Below are 14,016 nucleotides of genomic sequence, written 5' to 3'. Positions count from 1 at the left end.
GCCACAGCCACCGGGCTTGCGTTCAGACGAGCGGTGAAACCACCTTGCAAATCGTCAATAAGCGGTTGCCAGGAAAGACTTTGCGGCGCAATGATCAAGTCAGCGCAAATCACCGTGAAGGTCTAGATTCAGAGTAGTCCTGTTCACTTTTGAGGGTGGGAAAGGGGCCGCCCGTTATACGTCTTGTTGTGCGAATGTTTCTTTCATCCAAGGGAAAAACAGAGCCTGTATGGATGACCCGATTGCAACGCGGGTCAAGTGGATCGCCCAGGCAAGGGCTTGGGCAGACAGCGACACAAGGGGTGTCGCGGCACTGACGACTGTTTTGTCGGGGCCAAGGGTTCTGTGCATAAGGAGAAGTTGAATGCCTTACCAACCGAATGACCTCCTCAGCCGTCATTTCGAAGAAAGCGGCCACGACCTCACCAGCAAGGTCGAAGAACAACTCAACCTGGTTTCACCCAACAGCCCGAACATCCCGATTTACCGCGACATGATCCTGACCGTGCTGCGCATGGCCCAGGAAGATCACAACCGCTGGAACGCCAAGATCACCCTGCAAGCCCTGCGCGAACTGGAGCACGCATTCCGTGTGCTGGAACAGTTCAAGGGCCGACGCAAAGTCACTGTTTTCGGCTCGGCCCGCACACCGATCGAACATCCGCTGTATGGCATGGCCCGGGAGCTCGGCGCCGCGTTGGCGCGCTCGGACCTGATGGTCATCACTGGTGCCGGAGGCGGCATCATGGCAGCCGCCCATGAAGGTGCCGGCCTGGAACACAGCCTGGGGTTCAATATCACGCTGCCCTTCGAGCAGCATGCCAACCCTACCGTCCAGGGCACCACCAACCTGCTGTCCTTCCACTTCTTCTTTACCCGCAAGCTGTTCTTCGTCAAGGAAGCCGACGCGCTGGTCTTGTGCCCGGGCGGTTTCGGTACACTGGACGAAGCGCTGGAAGTGCTGACCCTGATCCAGACCGGCAAAAGCCCACTGGTGCCGGTGGTGTTGCTGGATACGCCGGGGGGCACGTTCTGGCAAGGCGCGCTGGACTTCATCCATCATCAATTGGAGGAAAACCGCTACATCCTGCCGACCGACATGAAGCTGGTGAGCCTGGTCTACAGCGCCGAAGAGGCGGTGGAGCAGATCAACCAGTTCTACAGTAACTTCCACTCCAGTCGCTGGCTCAAGCATCAGTTCGTGATTCGGATGAATCACCAGCTCAGCGACGGTGCGCTTGAACACATGCAAACGGCATTCGCCGACCTGTGCCTTAGTGACCACTTCCATCAGCATGTCTATAGCGGCGAGGAGCACGATGAGCCGCAGTTCAGCCATCTGGCGCGACTCGCCTTCACCTTCAATGCCCGTGATCATGGGCGCCTGCGAGAATTGGTGGACTACATCAATCTGCCGGAAAACTGGGCGCAACCCAAACCCCAGGCGCAGCAGCGCACACGGGAACCGTCCAAGGTGACGTAAACAACAGGCAAAAAAAACGGCCCGCTATCGAAATAGCGGGCCGTTTTCATTTAATCGTCCATCCCTCGACCGCTGAACAAGCGGTTGATCATCTCCATGGAAAACCCCCGATAAGCCAGGAAACGCCCCTGCTTGGAGCGTTCGCGCATGTCTATCGGTAGATGCCCGGCAAACTTGCGCCGCCAAGTGTCTTCCAGTTGTTCCTGCCAGTTGATACCGCTCTCGCGCAATGCGAGTTCGATGTCGTTACGTTGCAGGCCACGCTGGCTCAGTTCTTCGCGAATGCGCAATGGCCCGTAGCCGGAACGAGCGCGGTAGGAAACGAAGCTTTCGAGGTAGCGGGACTCGGACAGCAGTCCCTCTTCCGTCAACCGGTCGAGTGCTGTGTCGATCATTTCAGGGAGGGCGCCGCGCTGACGCAGTTTACGCGTCAGCTCGACCCGACCATGCTCGCGTCGTGCGAGCAGGTCCATTGCGGTTCGCCGCACCGCGACGAGTGTATCGAGTACGGCGGTCATCGGATCAATCAGATATCAGCGTCAGCCAGGTCATCAGCAGTCTGTTTGACTGGCGATGCTTTAACGTCCGGCGCTGGGGTCAGCAGTTTGTCACGCAGCTGCTTTTCGAGCTTCGCGGCGATTTCCGGGTTGTCTGCCAGGAACTTGGCCGAGTTGGCCTTGCCTTGACCGATCTTGGTGCCTTCGTAGGCGTACCAGGCACCGGATTTCTCGACGAAACCGTGCAGAACACCCAGGTCGATCATCTCACCGTTGAGGTAGATGCCTTTGCCGTAAAGAATCTGGAACTCGGCCTGACGGAACGGCGAAGCCACCTTGTTCTTCACAACCTTGACGCGGGTTTCGCTACCGACAACCTCGTCACCTTCTTTCACCGCGCCAGTACGGCGGATATCCAGACGAACCGAAGCATAGAACTTCAACGCGTTACCACCGGTGGTGGTTTCCGGGCTGCCGAACATCACGCCGATTTTCATACGGATCTGGTTGATGAAGATAACCAGGCAGTTGGCGTTCTTGATGTTACCGGTGATCTTACGCAGCGCCTGGGACATCAGACGGGCTTGCAGGCCCACGTGCATGTCACCCATTTCGCCTTCGATCTCAGCCTTTGGCACCAGGGCGGCTACGGAGTCGACGATGATCACGTCAACCGCGTTGGAACGCACCAGCATGTCGGTGATTTCCAGGGCCTGCTCACCGGTGTCCGGCTGGGAAACCAGCAGGTCGTCGACGTTGACGCCCAGTTTGCCGGCGTACTCAGGGTCGAGGGCGTGTTCGGCGTCGACAAATGCGCAGGTCGCGCCGGCTTTTTGAGCCTGGGCGATCACGGACAGTGTCAGCGTGGTTTTACCGGAGGATTCAGGACCGTAGATTTCAACGATACGGCCTTTTGGCAGGCCGCCAATGCCGAGCGCGATGTCCAGACCCAGAGAGCCAGTGGAGATAGCCGGGATCGCCTGACGGTCCTGATCGCCCATACGCATTACGGCTCCCTTGCGTAATTGACGTTCGATCTGACCAAGGCTTTCTTCTTGTTGTCGTCCATTAAAGTCCTCACGTAATCAATAAGGCCTGACGGCCAACACCTGTATAAGTAGCCAGTATTATTCCACAGCGATTCAGGATCGCCTACCCCTGATTTGAGATTTCTCCAGCAGCATGGCGCAGCAGCCCCTCTAGCGCGGCCTTCACCGTTTGTCGGCGGACCTCGTCGCGGTTGCCGGGGAAGTGCTGGACCTCACTGAACAGCTGCTCGCCAACGCCCCAGGCCAGCCAGACCGTGCCCACCGGCTTGCTCGGAGAACCGCCATCCGGCCCCGCCACACCGCTGACCGCCACGGCAAACCGCGCATGACTTTTGTCCTGCGCGCCACGCACCATGGCTTCGACCACCTCGCGACTGACCGCCCCCACTGTCTCGAACAGCCCCTCGGGCACATTCAGTTGCAGGGTTTTCTGGCGATTGGAATACGTCACATAGCCGGCCTCGAACCACGCCGAACTCCCGGGAATACGGGTGATCGCCTCGGCTATCCCGCCACCGGTACACGATTCGGCGGTGGTGACGTGGGCATTGAGAACCTGCAGGCGTCTGCCAAGTTCAGCGGCCAGCTGGGTGATTTCTTTCACGGTCCCTCTCCTGATCGGGCTGAATGGAACCACCGTACACGAGCCAATCGCGCTGGCAAGACACAGAACCGATCAAAATGTTAGCGAGCCAAAGCGCTGATATAAGCCTGACAGGCCTGCAAGGCAATCAATCCGCTGTCGCCGGCGTCGGTGATGGCGATAATTCGTTGAGCATGCGCCGGGTCAAGTCGGGCGCGCGGGGCGCCATGATCCACGCCGCCGGTGCCGGAGGCGGCTGGCATTGCACAGGTTGCGGCGACGTCATGGGCATCGAGGAGGACTGACAGGCGCACATCAGCAGTGGCAAGACGATCGCGCAGGCGACCTTGATCACGTTGGGCATCGCTAAGCGCTCGATAATGGGTTTGTTCACTGGCCGACAGCCGTTGTTCCAGGGCCAGGCGCTTGTCCTGCTCGGCCTGTTGTTGCGTCGCGGCGGCCTGGGTCAGTTGATTCAGCGTTTCGCCGTGCAACCGGGCCTGCTCCGCGAGTTGCCGGCCGTAACGCCAGTCCTGAACCTGCCAGGCCAGCAACCCCGACAAACCGGCTAACACAATAATGCCCAGCACCCGCCAGGACATCAGACCGAAGGCTGGCATAGCACCACCCTCGCCCGCGCCCAGAGTTGCAGGCGATCCTCGAGCCCGTTCAAGCCACCGTTGATGCGCCGGGTGATGCTGTTGAACTGGTCGCGGTCGGCCAATTCATTCAAGCCGTTCTTCTCCCAGAACCACGCGGCGGACTCGGCGGCCCATTGCGGTTGTTCCAGCAGTTCAGGCAGCGACAGCAGACGCTCATCGCCAAACAGGCCGAGGCTGCACTCCCGGTAATTATTACGACCGGTGATCTGGATCAGCCCACGACCGCGATACTTCTGACCGTCACCATCGGCCTCCGGGGTGTTGCCCAGACGCAAGGCCAGGGTGCCGGTGTCGTACTTGCTCAGGTATTGGTTGTTGCCCAGTTCACGCACGTACTGCAATTGCCCGGATTCATGGCCGACTTGCGCGAGAAACGCGGCCATACGTTTCGGGGTGTTGATGTTGCGATGGGTCATGGCGGTGTTGAGGGCGGAAATGAAAACGCCCGCTTGGGAGCGGGCGTTGGGCATTATGTTTTGGAGTTGCTGTTGCGTAACAGTCATAGCGCCCCCCGGGAAAGCCGTTCAGCGATAAAACGCTTCATCGAAACTGTCCTGCCCTTAAAGAGCGGGGTAAATCCTTTGGATAATCCATCTAGTTGTCTCCAGCTTTTATTCAGCGATACCGAATTGCGCCCCCCTGCCCACCGACCAGCGCCAGACGTTAATGACGCCTGGGGACTTTTAAACCAGCAACTAAAAAGAAGTTTTGACGGGGTATCAGAGGCAAGCGCAATCGGTTCCCTACCGACTAAAAATGATCACTCAGGCTGTTTGGGCCAGTCGACCGTATGGGGATAAGTTGCCTGGGTTTCTACCCGTGATAGCAACACTCGGTATTTCCTCCAGAGGTCCAGTTGTGCCTGGGTCGTCGGCAGCGATGCTACTTCCGTCTCAGTGGCCATCTCCAGCGCCACGGAGTCCTGGAGCGTATTGAGTTCACCCTGCAACTTGGCAATCATCGAAGTCGCCAACGCCGAGAGCCCAGAACACTTCATCTGCTGAGCGCGTGTCAGGATTTCTTCAGAGGGCTCGGCAATATCGCCGTACTCCAGGGCAACGGCACGTTCAAACACTTCACGCCCATGGGGTTCCGGGTCTTTCGGCGAGGCCGTAAAGGGCACCTCCCCCAGCGTGTCCTTGGTTTCCTCAAACGTTACGAACAGGTTCAACGAGGTGTGTTCAACGTCATTCCAGCGTGGCTGACGTGCATTGAGTATTGTCATCATTTCAAGAAACCCTCAGGCATAGAGTGGTGGAGTCGGGGCTTTGGCCGTCCGCATTTCGAATATGGCCCATCAGTCGCCATGTTCCGGCGGGAGCAACGCCCCAGGGGGAACCGTCAGTGGCTGTAAACCGGCAATTGACGCCGGCGGCAAGCTCACTTGCTCCCACACCACCGCCACCGCCGACCACCAGCAGCGCATAGGAGCCAACCGCCCCTGCCCCCGTCGTCGATTGCGCGAAGACCGCCTTGGCATTGGCGATACCGTCGGTCCAGATACTGCCCAGATCAGTCGCATCCACTTGCGCCCTGAGCGACGTACCATCAGCCGCCCAGCCGATCATTACCGTGTTGGTCGACTGGAAGTTCCCTCCTCCCTGCCGGACCGGTGTAAACCCCAGGCGTGGCTGCAAGAAGTAGACGGCGTTGTCACTGACGCGCCGAAAGTACGGAAGCGTGGCATCGTTACTGGCAAACCCTGCGTAGGTGATGGAATCACGCAAAACCCGGGCGTCCACCTGCGAGTTGACTTGTGCCGTGGTGGGGGCATCCGTGATGCCATAACCGCCAAGCGTTGTCGCCGTTCTGGCCAGCGTGATGACTTCGTTGGTGTTCCTGTTCCTCATGTAGGGCGTGGCAGAACTGCCCCCGGCAAAACCGGCGACCGAACAGGCATCCGATGCGATTTTTCCATCAAGCAAGCCGTTCACCGCCGTCTTGCTGTAAACGTCCGCCACGTTAGCCTTTGAGTTTGGATCGAAGTTTGCGGCACACCACAAGGCACCAAAACTGGTGGCATCCACCTGGATGAGGATGTTCTTGCCATCCCAGCCAATCGATACCGCATTGCCGAGTTGTCCGGTACCGCCGCCCTGTTTGACGAAGGCATTATTGGCCGCCACTTTGGTATAGGCATCGGCAATACCGTAGCCGTCCAGCGTGACCGGATTGGTGCCGGACGTTACCTGACCTCGCGCATTGACCATGACCTTGCGGTATTCGCCAGGCGCCACGCCGGTGTAGCCCGCCAGCATTTCGAAGGTCAGGCCGGTAGCACCCACTTTGATCGGGCCAGGTGTTGTCAGTTGCCAAAGGCGGGACTTGTTCACCAAGCCTTCGTCGGTAGCCACAATAAAACTGGTGGTCACTTGATAGTCTTGAGCCGCATCCACCGCTCGCGACCATGAACCGGTCGCCGCCACATAGACACCGTTTTGCGCGGCATTGGCCTGGTCTTTCACCAAGACCCGGTCGGCCACCGCCAGTTGCACGCCGTCGATGTTCTGCAAGCCACTGAGTGCAATCGTCCCCGTGGTCGCGGCACGCACCGAGTTCTTGAAATCATGGGCCGCAAAACTCTGGATCGCTTCGAGTAATTGAGTCGACACCTCCTCCTTGGGCACGATGCCAGCGGCCTTGATCACATTCAGGATCTCCTGAGTGACGGCGTTGCCCCACGTTGCCGGAATCAAAGAACCCGGCGTTCCTGCAACCGGGTTTTCATCCACAAACTGTCCATTCACTAGCCCGACACTGGGTGTGTTTTTTGGGTAATCCATACTTCTAACCTCTAGTCATAATTGATGTACACGCGGGTATGAGCCGGCGCGCTTCGATGGATAAGGCATTCCAGGGCACTACCCGGGTTCATGCCGAAATGCTCGCCCCAATAACTGGCGCCAAATCGACGACCGATGAACTGCCGGCCCCCGGTGTTGAGGGTCCACATGAACTGAGCTTGCCAACTGCCGAAATGCGCACTACCAAAACGCGAGCGGCCCATTCGGGGGGCTTCAAATTCAGTGACAGTCGCGTGGGGATACCCTTGGCTTCGCGCGATGTCGACGAAGTAACCGATGGTCTGACTGCCAACCGCGAGCAGGCGCCGGCGAACGGCAAGGCGACGGTCGTCAAACAGGGGCGCCTCTCCCAGGCATGGATCGGGCAAATTCATTACCCGCTCCCAGTCCGGTACCAACTCACTGACCCCGGCCGGATCCATCTCGTTTTGCAGGTCAACGGCACGTGCATCCAGGCGCGATAGCTCTTGAGAGATACCCTCAAGCACTTTCTCCAGTTCCGGCACGCGCTCCGGATCCCATGCCGGACCACTCGGCAACAGGCTGCGCAATTGGGCCTCGTACTGCGCCGGAGTTCTTATGCCTCCCATACGCAGCCTCCAAAGGCCAGCAGCTGATATTTTTCGGCAATCACATTGGCTGTCGGCGCCTTCAGCTTGTGGTCGTTTTCGCCGGTTGCACTGCTGATGGCTTCGCGAATGTGGCTCAGCAACAAGGTGTCGCCCAAGCCGGATTCGCGGTTATGCAAGTCACGCAGTTGCGCTTCGACAGCAGCACGCACGGCGCTGGTATCGGGAGTCAGGCTCAAGGTGTAAGTGACCGGCACTTGCATGGGAGGCAGCACATGCAGCTCAGCCGTGACCGGTCGCAGCGGTTCGATGTAAGCCTGCACCTCCGCCAATTGCGCGGCGTTCGGCACCGGTTGCGGATCGTCATCGCGCATGATGTACAGGCTGACGGTGCCCGGCCCCAGGAGGCCGCCGCGACACCAGGCCCGGGTCACACCGGGGCACTCCAGCGCCCAGGTTTCGTAGTCTTGCTCCGAGCCACCGTGGGGAATGATGCGATACGAACTGATCACCCGGGAGCGCAGGGATTCCAGGCTTTCCCGGGCGACGCCGCCGATCAGGCCCGGCGCCAGCACCGTAAAACTGTTGCCGGCAATGCCCTGAATCGGCTGCACCGGAATCATCGTCATGCCGGCGTCGGCGTTGCCCAGGCTGCCGGCGTCGAGCGCGGCGATGCTGGTGGTGTTGAGGCCATTGATGGTGGTGCGTGACGCGGTCACTTTGTAGGTGCGACCGTCACTCGATTGCAGCAGGGTATCGACATCCAGCACGGCGCCGGCGCTGGCGGTAAAGCTGACGCTGCCGCTGGCGGCTTGCGCGGCTTTGCGCGGCTGGTTCAGGCGCAGGGCGGCGATCCGTTCCAGGGTCGACTCGTCGGCCTTGTCCGGGAGGATCTGCTCGGCGATCCAGTCGAGGTAGCCATACAAGCCATACGTGGCGCCACCGAGGGTGCGGGCCAGCACTTGCGCATCGGACTGGCGCAGCGAATCGCTGGCCAGGTCGCTTTGGGTGCGTTTGATCAGCACCGGCAGCGAAGGGGTTTCAAACGGCATAGATCACCTGCCAACTGTTATCAGGGTTGATGTCCAGGCGCTCGCCATCGGCCAGGGTCAGGACCGTGCGCAGGTTCAGGCGCTGGGCGTCGAGGCGTTCGCTGATGATGTCGATAGCACTGCAATGGCCATCGTCGATCAGCCATTGCAGGGCTTCGCGGGCATAGAATTCGGCGTCCATCTGCGTTTGCCGGGTCAACTTGACCCGGCGCAGCAGCCACAGCCGCGAGCCGATGCGGTCGTCGGCGACGGTGGGAAACGTATCGCCCCACCAGCCGAACCGTTCCTCGTCATCGAGGGCATCGTCATCGGCGGCGCGGCGCCAGGTGAACAGGCTGATCAGCACCGCGCGGGTGAGTGCGGCGTGGAGGTTCTGGCTGATGAGCATTACTGACCTCCCGCCGGCACGCCGGTCTGGCCGCTGCCCGCTTGGACGCCGACGTGCACGTGTTTGAGCTGGCTGATGCCGCCGGCGATTTGATCGCCCGTGGAGACGATTTTTCCGGTCTGGTTGATGACGGGTGTATCGATGTTCACGGCAGTGCTGGCGCGGATGTTCAGGGTCGCGGTCTGGATGTCGATGATCCGCCCGCGCTTGAAGTGGATCTTGTCGCCTTCGTCGGTGTAGATCGCCACTTCACCGGCGGCCAGGGACTGGAGGCGATAGCGGCGGTCGGCGACCACCAGGACGATGGCGTGGGAACGGTCACCGCCCAGAAACGTGGCGATGCCCTCGGCGCCGGCCAGTGGGTTACTGGTGAAACCGTAGGGCTCGAAGTGTTCCATGTCATCGTTCACTTCACCGGCGGTGAGGCGCATTTGCAGCGATTGCAGCTTGGATGCCGAGTTGGCGAGCACGACAGTGCCGCGCGCCAGGAGGCGTGTCAGTAGGCTCATTGGGTTTCCTTTAAATCAGGACCGATGCAGACCCATGTGGGAGCGGGCTTGCTCGCGAAGGCGGTGGGTCAGGCGACTTCAGTGATGGATGCTTAACCGCTTTCGCGAGCAAGCCCGCTCCCACAGGTTTCGGTGTCAGGCCGACGTTTTCTTGGGCGGTGCCGGGTTGGCGTCGAAGGTGTGTGGCGGGGCCACTTGCAGGGTGGTGGTGGAGCCTTGCGCTGAGAGCGAGTAAGTGACTTTGGAAATCAGCATGTCGCCATCCACTTCCAGCACCGGGTCCTTGACCCTGACCAGCGTGTTGTGGCGCCACAAATCGCCGTTGGCCTGGCGCCAGCCTTGCACTTGGTAACTGGTGGCCGAGGCCTTGCCGACGCGGGTGGCGGCTTCCCAGTTGGCGCGTTGCAGCGCCAGTTCCGGCGTGATCTGCATGCCTTCATTGATCACCGTGACCCGTTTGCGTTTGAAGCCCAGGTCGGTGGATACCGCCTCGACCTCACTGGCCGCCGTCCCGCTCTTCTGGTCAGTGCCCTTCTGTTGGCCGATCACCCGATATTCAGAAAACACCTGGCTGTAATCCATCGGCGCACTGGCCGAAAGAATGTTCTTGCCCAGTTCCAGCACATCGCTCGCACGTCCGCCGCTGCCCGGGCGAGCGAGGATTACCCGGCCCTGGGCGTCATCGGTCGAAAACACCCGGAACAGCGTCAGCAACCGGTCGATGGACTGGAACACCGTTTCCCCCGGCACGATGGTGTGACTGCCGAGCCGGGCGGTTTCCGGAATCTCACTGACCACGGCGACGCCATAGGACGACGCCAGCGCCTCGACAATGCTCAGCAACGATTGCTGATGCCACTGGTTGGGACGGTTGGTCGCCGCGCAATCCACCAAGTCCTGGGTTTTCGAACTGCCTTCGATGCTCAGCCCGATTTGCCGCCCGTCATAACTGATCGGCGCCTTGAACACATACCCGGTGAGCACCAGATCGTTACCGATGCGCACCTCGCACGGCGCCCCCGGCTGAATCCGTCGCACCGTGGTCTGCCCCGGCCATTGCCAGGTAACGTCGAGCTTGAAGGTGCGGAACTGACGCTCTAGGTCCGCGGTGATTTGCACGCTTTTCCAGCCGCCATACTCCAGGCCATCAACGGTCAGGGTCACTTTGTTATCCAGATCACTCATGGCTTACTCCCCGGAAAGTTTCAGGTCATTCGGCGGAGAGAAAACGGGATGAACAATGCCGTTACGCTGGATCACTTCCTCCACCCGAGTGGCGTCGCCCAATTGCTTGTACGCGATGACGAGGGCCGGAAAACTTTCCTGGAACGACTTGCTGACCAGCCTGACACCCGACGACGCAACGGCCGTCAGGTGCGCATTGAGCTTATGCCGCAGGTCCGTCATTGCCTGATAGTGCGCCGGATCAGCCTTGTTCGACGCTTGCTGGATCGCCTCATCCAGCGCCGCGCGCAACGCCAGCACATCATCGGCCACCGGCACGGCTTGTCGCTGGACCGGTTGCTCGGCCTGTTGTTCGAGGGACGGCGTGGTACCCAACTTGACCACTTTCGACGCCACCGGCATCGCCGCGACCCATTGGGCGGCCTGCACCAGCAAGGTGTCCTGCACCAGATTGGCCAGGGCCTGGGCCGCGGCGGTGGTGTCCTTGCCGGTGGTGATCTTCGGCGCGTCAGCCTTGCGGATGGCTTCGACCTGTTGGGAGACGTTGGCAATCACGCCACGGTAACCGTCACGGGCGAAGTCCTTGAGTTCCTTGATGTCGCCGACCAATCCCTTGAATTCGGCCGCCACTTCCTTGGGCAATTCCTTGACCGCTTTGACCAACTCGCTGATCTGCTTGTATTGATCGATCAGCGGTTGCAGCTGAGTCTGAATCACCCCGTAGATGTCCTTGATGCTGTTGCGCAGGTCGGCAATGCCGATCCGCGCCGCCTTGACCAAAGTCATCGCGTCTTCGAAACGCGCCACCGCCGAACCTAAAAAACTGTCCGCCGATACCAGCAACACTTTCTGTGTACTGACCGTCGCCGTCGGAAACGGCAGCGGTTCATCGGGGTAAAACTTCAGCGTAAACGTCACCAACCCGCCGTCCTGGCGGGTGTGGGTCATGTCGCATTCGCCGACCTTGACCTGCAAGCGTCCCAGCCACGGATGCACCAGTTCGCCGCTGCCCTGCTCCAGCGCCTGGAGCAGCTTGTCGCGCTGTTCCAGGCAATCGGGGCCGACGATGAATGCCGTCAGATCGTGAATCTTCGCCTGCTGGCCAAGGTTCTCGAAATACGGCAAGTCCCGCTGCGGGTACTCGTGCAACTGCCCCTTTTTACCGACCGGGGTTTTCGCCTGGTCGACCCAGAAACCGACACCTCGAAAGGACGCCGGCAATAAACGATCACGCCAGCTCATTGGAACCTCCAAGCGAAAGTGAGCGGTAGCCGATACGCGAGTTGAGCGCCAGCCCCGGCTGATTGGTTTGCGGTTGATCAGTGCGCAAGCCGGCCGGCGCATTGTCGAAGCGCACGGTCAGGCCGCCTTCGAGTTGCGTACGGTTGTTGGCGGCGGTTTGCTGGATCAGGGCGCTGGAGTTTTGCGTCAGGGAACCCGTCAACATCGACGGTTTTTGCGCCAGGTCGCCGGGCGCCAAGTCTGTCGTCGACGACGGTTCGGTACTGGCGCCAAAGAACGCTGGCGCCAGTTCACCTTTGCCTTCGGCATTGGTTTTCTTCTGCGCCTCGGCCAGACCTTCGACCTTGCCGGTGACGCTGGCGATCACCCCCGCGAACCCGCCTTCGAACAATTCCTTGATCGGCGCGATGACGTCCTGGAGCTTTTTCCACAGACCGCTGAACCACTCGGTGATCGGTTCCCAGTTCTTGATGATTTGCCCCAGCGGCGACCATTCGAACATCCCGTGCAGGAACTCCAGCGTCGGCGCGGCCAATGCTTGCACCACACCCCACAACGCCGAAAACACTTCGCCGATCGGTTGCCAATTGGCCGCAATCTGCGCCATCGGTGACCACTCGAACACGCTGCTGAAGAAATCCTTGACCACTTGCGCCGCGCTTTGCAAAGCGGCCCACAGCGGATCGAAGAACGCGCTGATGGCGCCCCAGTTATTGATGATCATCCCCAGCGGCGAGTAATCGAACAACGTGCCGAAGAAATCCTTGATGGCCTGGGCCGCCGGTTGCAGCGCGGCCCAGATCGAACTGAAGAAACCGCTGATGGCCCCCCAGTTAGTGATGATCATCCCCAGCGGCGAGTAATCGAACAACGTGCCGAAGAAGTCCTTGATGACTTGGGCCGCCAGTTGCAGGGTGGTCCAGATCGAACTGAAGTAACCGGTGATGGCGCCCCAGTTGTTGACGATCATGCCCAGTGGAGTCCAGTCGAACACACCTTTGAGGAAGTCGATCACCGGCACCGTCAGGGCCTTGAGCAACTCCCAGATCGCCGAGAACAGACCGGTCAACCCGGCCCAGTTGTCGATGATCATTCCGTAGGGCGTCCACGAAAAAGCCGTTTTCAGGAAACCCGTCACCGTCGTGGTCATGGCTTTGATGCCATCCCAGATACCGGAGAAGAACCCGGTAATCGGTCCCCAATTAGCAATCAGCAGGCCGAGCGGTGTCCAGTTGAAGACTGTGCTCAACACCGCCATTGCCTTCGCGGCGACATTCTTGATGCCGTCCCACAGGTTGACGAAGAACGCGGAAATCGGCGTCCAGTTGGTAATGATCAAACCGGCGGCCAGCGCTACGCCCATGGCAATCAACATGATCGGATTGACCTTGAGCACCGAGCCCATCAGATCAAAAACCTGGGTCGCCCCGGTGACCGCGGTTTGCATCGCCGAGAACGCGATGGCGGCCGTCGCCAGCGTCTCGACCAGTTTCGGGTTGTCGGCGACAAAGCGCCCTACTCCCGTCAACAACGGCTCCAGACTCACCACCAGGGTGGCGACTGCCGGTGCCAACGCGGCGTCGATGGAGGTCGATACCTTGGCCATCGACTGGCTGAAAATATTCATGCTTTGCGCGGCGCTTTCGGGCGCACTCGGCAGATCGACAGCCTTGGCCGACTCACTGACCTCGGCCAATTTGCCCTTGAACGCGTCGGACGCCTTGATCCCCTCCACGAACGGCGTGATCACGCTACCGCCCTTGAACAGTCCGCTGATATCCAGCTTGCCGAGGCCGGCCTGTTCGAGGTTTTTCTTGAAGCTGTCGACCTTCGAAACAAGGGCCGCCAGCTTGGGTGACAGTTCATCGATACCGGTCAACAGCACCGATTTCTTTACCGTTTCTGTGTCTGCCATCACTGCACCTGCTGCATAGCATTGATCCGTTGCGCGTGCTCCAGGGATTCCCGGAGCACATCCAGTGGCCTGGCCATC

The 14,016-nt window shown here is 60.0% G+C and carries 15 protein-coding genes; 1 reads left to right on the top strand and 14 read right to left on the bottom strand.

The window, feature by feature from the left end; all coding sequences use genetic code 11:
• Positions 1–364: 364 nt before the first annotated feature.
• Positions 365–1,483 (top strand): TIGR00730 family Rossman fold protein, encoded by a 1,119-nt coding sequence (locus tag ACIQY3_RS31895; RefSeq protein ID WP_403028006.1) that lies wholly within the window; start codon positions 365–367, stop codon positions 1,481–1,483.
• Between the two features lie 50 nt (positions 1,484–1,533).
• On the opposite strand, the gene recX is transcribed toward ACIQY3_RS31895, so the two are convergent.
• From recX to ACIQY3_RS31825, 14 genes are all read right to left on the bottom strand, one after another.
• Positions 1,534–2,001, bottom strand: a complete 468-nt coding sequence (gene recX, locus ACIQY3_RS31890; protein WP_403028003.1) for a recombination regulator RecX — start codon at positions 1,999–2,001, stop codon at positions 1,534–1,536.
• Between the two features lie 8 nt (positions 2,002–2,009).
• Positions 2,010–3,017: a recombinase RecA gene (recA, locus tag ACIQY3_RS31885; protein ID WP_403028062.1), complete on the bottom strand. Its 1,008-nt coding sequence runs from the start codon at positions 3,015–3,017 to the stop codon at positions 2,010–2,012.
• A gap of 115 nt (positions 3,018–3,132) precedes the next feature.
• On the bottom strand, positions 3,133–3,633 hold the full coding sequence (locus ACIQY3_RS31880; RefSeq protein ID WP_290027445.1) for a CinA family protein: 501 nt from the start codon (positions 3,631–3,633) through the stop codon (positions 3,133–3,135).
• Between the two features lie 80 nt (positions 3,634–3,713).
• Positions 3,714–4,232, bottom strand: coding sequence for a lysis system i-spanin subunit Rz (locus ACIQY3_RS31875; RefSeq protein WP_403028000.1), 519 nt, complete (start codon positions 4,230–4,232; stop codon positions 3,714–3,716).
• On the bottom strand, positions 4,214–4,777 hold the full coding sequence (locus tag ACIQY3_RS31870) for a glycoside hydrolase family 19 protein (RefSeq protein ID WP_403027997.1): 564 nt from the start codon (positions 4,775–4,777) through the stop codon (positions 4,214–4,216). Before ACIQY3_RS31870 ends, ACIQY3_RS31875 begins: the two co-directional genes overlap by 19 nt.
• Before the next feature lie 257 nt (positions 4,778–5,034).
• Positions 5,035–5,502 carry a tail fiber assembly protein gene (locus ACIQY3_RS31865; RefSeq protein WP_259699601.1) on the bottom strand — a complete coding sequence of 156 codons (468 nt, stop codon included), beginning with the start codon at positions 5,500–5,502 and terminating at the stop codon, positions 5,035–5,037.
• 1 nt (position 5,503) lies between these two features.
• On the bottom strand, positions 5,504–7,057 hold the full coding sequence (locus ACIQY3_RS31860; protein WP_403027993.1) for a phage tail protein: 1,554 nt from the start codon (positions 7,055–7,057) through the stop codon (positions 5,504–5,506).
• Between the two features lie 11 nt (positions 7,058–7,068).
• Complete coding sequence (locus tag ACIQY3_RS31855; protein ID WP_123405856.1) at positions 7,069–7,668, bottom strand: YmfQ family protein; 600 nt, start codon at positions 7,666–7,668, stop codon at positions 7,069–7,071.
• Entirely contained in the window at positions 7,656–8,699 is a 1,044-nt protein-coding gene (locus ACIQY3_RS31850) for a baseplate J/gp47 family protein (protein ID WP_403027991.1), read from the bottom strand. The genes ACIQY3_RS31855 and ACIQY3_RS31850 overlap by 13 nt, the downstream gene beginning before the upstream one ends.
• Entirely contained in the window at positions 8,689–9,087 is a 399-nt protein-coding gene (locus ACIQY3_RS31845) for a phage GP46 family protein (RefSeq protein WP_054047083.1), read from the bottom strand. The genes ACIQY3_RS31850 and ACIQY3_RS31845 overlap by 11 nt, the downstream gene beginning before the upstream one ends.
• The gene (locus tag ACIQY3_RS31840) at positions 9,087–9,596 is read right to left on the bottom strand and encodes a phage baseplate assembly protein V (protein ID WP_403027988.1); all 510 of its coding nucleotides are present in this window, start codon (positions 9,594–9,596) and stop codon (positions 9,087–9,089) included. Before ACIQY3_RS31840 ends, ACIQY3_RS31845 begins: the two co-directional genes overlap by 1 nt.
• A gap of 135 nt (positions 9,597–9,731) precedes the next feature.
• Positions 9,732–10,781, bottom strand: coding sequence for a phage baseplate assembly protein (locus tag ACIQY3_RS31835; RefSeq protein ID WP_403027986.1), 1,050 nt, complete (start codon positions 10,779–10,781; stop codon positions 9,732–9,734).
• A gap of 3 nt (positions 10,782–10,784) precedes the next feature.
• Positions 10,785–12,023 (bottom strand): DNA circularization protein, encoded by a 1,239-nt coding sequence (locus ACIQY3_RS31830; protein WP_403027983.1) that lies wholly within the window; start codon positions 12,021–12,023, stop codon positions 10,785–10,787.
• Entirely contained in the window at positions 12,010–13,938 is a 1,929-nt protein-coding gene (locus ACIQY3_RS31825; protein ID WP_403027980.1) for a phage tail protein, read from the bottom strand. Before ACIQY3_RS31825 ends, ACIQY3_RS31830 begins: the two co-directional genes overlap by 14 nt.
• Positions 13,939–14,016 lie beyond the last annotated feature (78 nt).

The organism is Pseudomonas sp. NPDC096950 (assembly GCF_044762525.1).
Lineage (GTDB): Bacteria > Pseudomonadota > Gammaproteobacteria > Pseudomonadales > Pseudomonadaceae > Aquipseudomonas.
Note: the sequence above shows the minus strand (reverse complement) of the source record. Positions and strands in the feature narration are given on the sequence as shown.

Coding starts and splice junctions, on each gene's coding strand:
- ACIQY3_RS31895 (WP_403028006.1), top strand. CDS start 365: ATGCCTTACCAACCGAATGACCTCCTCAGCCGTCATTTCGAAGAAAGC.
- ACIQY3_RS31860 (WP_403027993.1), bottom strand. CDS start 7,057: ATGGATTACCCAAAAAACACACCCAGTGTCGGGCTAGTGAATGGACAG.
- ACIQY3_RS31825 (WP_403027980.1), bottom strand. CDS start 13,938: ATGGCAGACACAGAAACGGTAAAGAAATCGGTGCTGTTGACCGGTATC.
- ACIQY3_RS31830 (WP_403027983.1), bottom strand. CDS start 12,023: ATGAGCTGGCGTGATCGTTTATTGCCGGCGTCCTTTCGAGGTGTCGGT.
- recX (WP_403028003.1), bottom strand. CDS start 2,001: ATGACCGCCGTACTCGATACACTCGTCGCGGTGCGGCGAACCGCAATG.
- ACIQY3_RS31840 (WP_403027988.1), bottom strand. CDS start 9,596: ATGAGCCTACTGACACGCCTCCTGGCGCGCGGCACTGTCGTGCTCGCC.
- ACIQY3_RS31845 (WP_054047083.1), bottom strand. CDS start 9,087: ATGCTCATCAGCCAGAACCTCCACGCCGCACTCACCCGCGCGGTGCTG.
- ACIQY3_RS31855 (WP_123405856.1), bottom strand. CDS start 7,668: ATGGGAGGCATAAGAACTCCGGCGCAGTACGAGGCCCAATTGCGCAGC.
- ACIQY3_RS31835 (WP_403027986.1), bottom strand. CDS start 10,781: ATGAGTGATCTGGATAACAAAGTGACCCTGACCGTTGATGGCCTGGAG.
- ACIQY3_RS31865 (WP_259699601.1), bottom strand. CDS start 5,502: ATGATGACAATACTCAATGCACGTCAGCCACGCTGGAATGACGTTGAA.
- ACIQY3_RS31875 (WP_403028000.1), bottom strand. CDS start 4,232: ATGCCAGCCTTCGGTCTGATGTCCTGGCGGGTGCTGGGCATTATTGTG.
- ACIQY3_RS31850 (WP_403027991.1), bottom strand. CDS start 8,699: ATGCCGTTTGAAACCCCTTCGCTGCCGGTGCTGATCAAACGCACCCAA.
- ACIQY3_RS31870 (WP_403027997.1), bottom strand. CDS start 4,777: ATGACTGTTACGCAACAGCAACTCCAAAACATAATGCCCAACGCCCGC.